At 44.6% G+C, this 6,035-nt stretch carries 6 protein-coding genes; 1 reads left to right on the plus strand and 5 read right to left on the minus strand.

Going from position 1 to position 6,035, the window contains the following annotated elements; genetic code table 11:
- Positions 1–280 precede the first annotated feature (280 nt).
- Together VN447_RS05860 and VN447_RS05865 are read right to left on the minus strand one after the other, a co-directional pair.
- Positions 281–1,711, minus strand: a complete 1,431-nt coding sequence (locus VN447_RS05860) for a ThiF family adenylyltransferase (protein WP_325523780.1) — start codon at positions 1,709–1,711, stop codon at positions 281–283.
- Positions 1,683–2,096, minus strand: a complete 414-nt coding sequence (locus VN447_RS05865; RefSeq protein ID WP_325523782.1) for an iron-sulfur cluster assembly scaffold protein — start codon at positions 2,094–2,096, stop codon at positions 1,683–1,685. Before VN447_RS05865 ends, VN447_RS05860 begins: the two co-directional genes overlap by 29 nt.
- 585 nt (positions 2,097–2,681) lie before the next feature.
- On the opposite strand from VN447_RS05865, the gene VN447_RS05870 reads away from it, so the two are divergent.
- On the plus strand, positions 2,682–3,242 hold the full coding sequence (locus VN447_RS05870) for a nitroreductase (RefSeq protein WP_325523784.1): 561 nt from the start codon (positions 2,682–2,684) through the stop codon (positions 3,240–3,242).
- Positions 3,243–3,336: 94 nt separating this feature from the next.
- On the opposite strand, the gene VN447_RS05875 is transcribed toward VN447_RS05870, so the two are convergent.
- The 3 genes from VN447_RS05875 to VN447_RS05885 all read right to left on the minus strand — a co-directional run.
- The gene (locus VN447_RS05875; protein ID WP_325523786.1) at positions 3,337–4,758 is read right to left on the minus strand and encodes a methyltransferase domain-containing protein; all 1,422 of its coding nucleotides are present in this window, start codon (positions 4,756–4,758) and stop codon (positions 3,337–3,339) included.
- Between the two features lie 46 nt (positions 4,759–4,804).
- A complete protein-coding gene (locus VN447_RS05880) occupies positions 4,805–5,449 on the minus strand; it encodes a class I SAM-dependent methyltransferase (RefSeq protein WP_325523788.1) in 645 nt (214 codons plus the stop codon).
- A gap of 105 nt (positions 5,450–5,554) precedes the next feature.
- Positions 5,555–6,035: GNAT family protein (locus tag VN447_RS05885; RefSeq protein ID WP_325523790.1), on the minus strand; the 481-nt coding region annotated here is incomplete at its 5' end.

Genomic DNA, 6,035 nt, shown 5'->3' on the forward strand with positions numbered 1-6,035 from the left:
CCTCAGACCGGAGCTTTGCCGCCGACTTCCTTCAGATTCGCCCTCACAGGCGACACCCTTGTCTTAGGCTAACGGTTGGCACTATCAACCCCCGTATTGGACTTTCACCAACAAGTAAGCGCCCATGCTGGGCGCACATGATGAGACCCCTGGAGTATAACTTCCAGGGGTCTCACTAATGCCACTGCCTAATCATGACTATCCTCCCCCTGGTGGGCAAGCACAAAACGCTGAGCTTGTTGTTTAGTGATTTGTACAGGTTTATTATTGGATATCAATGTCATTGAGTCTCTTGATCAACAGCATCCGCGCACACAAACTCATATTCCTGAAGCTCGTGGATAGTAGGATTTGTGCCACATAATGCGCAGTTATCAGCTTTATTTAACCTTAGCGTATGGAAACTGCTAAACAGTCCGTCAAAGTAAACAACCCTGTCACTTAAAAGTTGCCCTTGGCCGGATAACAATTTTGCGGCTTCGGCTGACTGAATGAAGCCCATGATTCCTGGCAAAGGCCCTAGTACGCCGGTCTCAGCACATGATGGAATCTTGCCTGATGAGGGAATATCAGGCAGTGTGCAGCGATAGCAGGGGCCCACCGGCGTAGAGATGGTCATGGAAGTGCCGTCAAATCTGATTACACCGGCATCAATCATCGGTTTTCCTGCAAAGAAGCAGGCATCATTTAGCAGAAAACGTGCAGGAAAATTATCCACCGCAACGATGACAACATCATAACTTGCAAGGATATCAAAAACATTTTCCTTAGTCAGGCTGGTATTGTAGACATTGACAGTAAGCTGTGGGTTCAGACTTTTTAGAAATACTGCAGCTGATTCCACTTTAGGCATGCCAATTCTTGAAACGGCATGAAGTATTTGGCGGTTAAGGTTGCTTATTTCAACAGTGTCATAATCCACCAGCCCAATTGTCCCGATACCTGCTGATGCAAGGGCATAGGCTGCCGGAGAGCCGAGTCCTCCAGTTCCTACAATTAGTACCTTGCCTTCCTCCAGTCTGGTTTCCTGGCATTCTTCCGGTTTTAGGGTGCACAATTCAGCTACTGTACGGGCAGAGTCTTCTTTGCTGGTCTTACTAAAATCCATGGACAGCAGATTAAAGTATAGAAGGTCGTCTGCCGTTTCACCGATAGCAAGTGCTAGTTTTACGACTTCCATAGCGCATAGTGCACCTGAAAAGCAGCTAGAAAACACTCCATTCTTTATAAGATTGTCTTTAAAACAGACATCAACTGGTTGCTGCCCAGCGAATACTGCTGCCAGGAAAGATCTTGCTGCCGCCAGATCTCTAAATACCTCAATGCCCCCCTTCCAGCCATTCTGAAGGGCTATTATGGACGGAACAAAACCTTCTGCTATATTATCGCTCTGCTTGATAATAAATTCCGGTCGGCCTAAGAAAATCCGCAACTCACTATCCTTGCTGCCGACTAACGCAATTGACACATCACTATTTAAATCCCGTATGCTTGCCGCAAGCCTGTCAAACCCTTCGGCAGTTTCGAAATGACAGTTTATAAAGCCTATACCGGATGCAGCCAGGTAGTATATTGCCGGAGCTGCAGCATCTATGTTTTCCCCACATACAAAAACAGTTGATTCCAAGAGCTTTTTCTGGCCTGGTCCGCTAATTTCCGGCATAATAATATGCCGTAAATACCTATTTATCTGTTCCCGTGCAAGAATCACTGTGATCGCCTCCCTTAGCGTCTACTCTAGCGTAATGATCTGAAATGGCATTGTGAAGCGCATCGGCGGCGATATTTGAACACTTTATTTTTTTCGGAGGCAACCCACCTAAGGCTTCTGCTACTGCTTCATTTGTTATCTGCAGCGCTTCTTTAACCGTCTTGCCAATAGCCATGACTGTAACCATACTGCTTGCTGCTATCGCAGCCGCACAACCGAAAGTTTTGACTTTGACTTCTGTCAATACGTTATCTTTGATTTTTACGTAGATAGTTATCAGGTCACCGTCTATAGGGTTTCCCATAGTGCCAATCCCGTCTGCATCGGCTATTTCACCGATATTTCTCGGATTTGAGAAATGATCAAGTACGGTGTCATTGTACATAGATGTCGCCTCCTATTAAAGTGACTTACCTGATATTTGTTGTCTTAGTCATCTGTTCAATGTTAATATACTACTGTTCATGTAAATATCCTGCTGGTTAATGTAATATTCAGGCAGTTATGCATGTCAACAGACCAGCCGATTATTACTGGCCCTGTACAGTTCTCCCTCACAGCACAGACTGATAGTATATTGACACCGCTCAACACCTGTAGTACTATAAATTGTAAAATGATAATCAAGTCACTGTTATATTAATTAACTATAATTATACGGTGTTAACAACAGCTGATCGGTAAGTACTGAAGGCTAAGGTATATCTGCAGATATACCTTAGCCTTCAGTACTTTTAACATCAAAGGGAAGAAGTGATCCAACTGTTCAGTTCATTTAAAGCTGTCCCCAAATCAATATGGCTGTTAGCCATCGCCCATGGAGTTGTTGATATGTCCCCCGGTGCCTTTTATGCAGCCTTACCATTCTTAAAGCCTGATCCAAAAAGCCACGTCACACCCGCCCTAAAAGCTTAGGCAGGGCTCAGTGGCGTACGCTGTCGGATAAATACATGATTAGGAGGAACATAACATGAGTGAAACCTTAAAGTCAATCGTGCAGCGCAGGAGTATCAGAACTTACAAACCCGAACAAATAACAGATGACGAATTGCAGACCATCCTGGAGGCAGGGCAATTTGCCCCCAGTGCCAGAAATGAACAATCCTGGCATTTCACAGTCGTGCAAAAACAGGAACTATTGAGTAAAATCAATGATGTTCTTCAGACTGTTTTTCTGAATTCAGGCAACCCCGGGCTAGTAGAACGGGCCAAAGCGGAAAACTTCAGCCCGTTCTATCATGCCCCAACATTAATTATCGTCTCTGGTGATGAAAAAGCCATTGCCCCCCAGGCAGACGGCAGCCTGGCACTAGGCAACCTGTTCCTGGCAGCCCATGTTCTAGGTATAGGCTCTTGCTGGATTCATTCCCTGCGCTTGCTGTTTGATACAAAAGAAGGCCGGGCACTGAATCAGGAGTTAGGCATTCCCGCAGGCTACACAATCATTGGCTCAGGGGCCTTCGGTTATAATGCGGGAGAAGCACCAGCCGCGCCGCCGCGCCGGGAAGGTACGGTAACGATAATCAAATAAGAACTAAGCAGGGTTGAGATTTTACGTTTCTATAAGATAACGTAAAATCTCAACCCTTTTTTCACCACAATTTGGCTAATGTCAAGACTCCTGTTCACTCTCTTACAACTGCGATTTCCCACAACACCTTATTGTTTCTGTACCTGTCCATTTCATATTCATCTATATACTGTATTTTCCATTCTACAAACAGCTCTTCCAATTGCGTTCTGTCAAAAAATCTCTTAAAATCCCCCCCTATACAATAGTAGTTTTCTTCAATTACATTCCCCTGTCCGGCTCCATAATTGACATCCTTCACAGAATTAACCCGTGCCAATAAAAATCCGCCCTGATCCAAAACCCGTCTAATGTCCGCAATGATCTTTTTTGTCTCAGTCCATGAAAAATAATGCAATGAAAGATCGGCTATAACGACTTTTGCACTCGCCGTTGCAAACGGTAACCCGGCTGTCATATCAAAAAGCCTGGTCACAGGCTGATCAATGAACGCACCCAACCGGTTAAGCGCTTCACTTGAGAAATCACAGGAAATCACCTGATATCCCCGTTCATGTAAGTATAAAGTATCATTACCAAACCCGCATCCCAGATCGATTACCGGAGTTTTGCCGGACACCTGTAAAATACTCTCATATTTATCCAGCCACCTATCATATTTAGGTTTGTTATGGCCGCAGGCTACGTATAATTCGTTCCAGTATTTGCTTGGGTCATGCTTTTTACCATCCTCGTCATTCGTTAAAAGCGCTTGCAATTTACTGATATTCTCCCCGGCATGCTCCGGTTTGTGAGCATCAGAGGCAGTGAGAATACGTACACCATTATCTTTAAACACGCTAAGGATTTGCGGATTTAGGCCAAGTTCCGCAAATCCATAGTTCAATGCCAGTCCACCGCTTTGCTCCGCATACATGTTGGCCTCATTCAAGGCTTTAGCAAGATTAATATAGGTCTCAGTCAAGTCATAGTCCGGGTAATATCCAAAACACCTGATTGAATCCGGATGGGCCAGACCATTAAAAAGCTTTGATCGTACCAGGTCAAGCATAATTTCATAATATCGTTTATACGCCCTATTCACATCTACGCCGTTCCAGAACTCAGCCTTGTGGTCAAACCCCCAGTTATCAATGTAGTGAACCGACCCGGTTACAAAATCCCATTTGTATTGGCTTAAGATGGCCTGCAACAGACTCTCTGTTTCTGGTATATAGCATATTTCCAGTCCAAATTTTACAGTGAGGGGAATTTCGTAGCTTTTCACCTGTTCAATAAAGCGTATATAGGATACAAGTGAAATCTTCATTTTTCTTGCCAGCCAGTTCCTCTGATATTCATTAAAATCAGCCACTGGCCTGTACATATCACGAAATTCATAGAATTGATGAGAATGCTCCAGTAAATAGACTGTGCTTAATCCCCGCCGCTGCGCCTGTTCCACAAAGCTTTGCAGCAACTGCCATGTATATTCGCCACTGTTGCCCTGAAAAAGATGAATGTGGGAATCAATCATTCTTTCACCGCCTTTCAGGTATATGATTTAAGTCTCTCTTGCCACTTTATTTTATTCTGGCCCTAACATATGCTCTCCGGCTGGGGTATTCAACGTCCCGATATGGATGGCGGATGAATGATTCGGCAAGCTCAAATCCGTTTTCTTCCAGGCAGCCGATTATGTGTTCATAGTTATGAAATACGTAATCGGTGAAGACTTCTTCAGCCCCAGCTTGCTTATTAACACGGATGACTTCTTGGGGCCCGATATGAAAGGACAGTAAAACAAAACCGCCAGGTTTTAAAGAGCGATGAAACTCTTTCACTAACAAAGGTATCTGAGCCGGTTCAGAATGTACAATCGCATAAAAAGCGCTGATGCCGGCAAGGTGGTTATCGCTGACGGGGAGAGCAAACATATTGGCCACTTGAAAATCAATAGCCGGAAAACAGCGCCTTGCCTCATTGACCATTCCGGCAGACAGATCAATGCCAAAGATATTGACGCCATACTTAACCAAATGCCCTGCGATATGGCCTGACCCACAACCGACATCGCAAACAGGGCCGTTATCCTTCACCAGATTGGCAAACACCTGCAAGCTGTATCGGTCCAGCGGCTTATTATCCAACTCATGCAAATATTTCTCGGCATACTCTGCTGCCGTATGGTTATAATACTGCACAAAATCGGCACCTTCTATTGTCATGCAGACCAGCCTCTTCATCAAAACCATTCTATCACGCCTGTATTGATCATCCAAGTTTCGGAAGCTGATATTTATGCCACAACCTTCCTCTTGCAACCACCCTCATTATTTAAGATATAGCGAGACTACACTTTCATTATGTTGCCTGAATTCCTTAGCCAGAATATCCATCAATATCACATCATACCGCTCTACGCCAATAATACGCGCTTCTCTAATACGTCCTATTTCTGTGAATCCTGTTTGTCGATAACAGTGTATCGCCCGCGCGTTGAAGGAACCTGCCCCCAGCATTACACTGTTCAAGTTCAGCAGGTTAAATGCATAATCAAGCGTCAATCGCAGGGATTCTTGGCCATACCCTTTGTTCCAATGCTGCTTGTCGCCAATAAATATGCCAATTTTGGCGCTTTTATTGACGTAATCAATGGCATACAATGCAGAGCGACCGATCAGACAATCATCTGCATTTTGAATAAGGGCAAAAGTGCGTAATCCACTGCTTCGTTCCGGGGATTTTTCAATATCATGCTGTATTGTTTCCACAGTGACGTGGCTAAAAGCCTCATCCCCTAACGGCAAAGTT

The organism is Sporomusa sp. (assembly GCF_035561155.1).
GTDB lineage: Bacteria > Bacillota > Negativicutes > Sporomusales > Sporomusaceae > Sporomusa.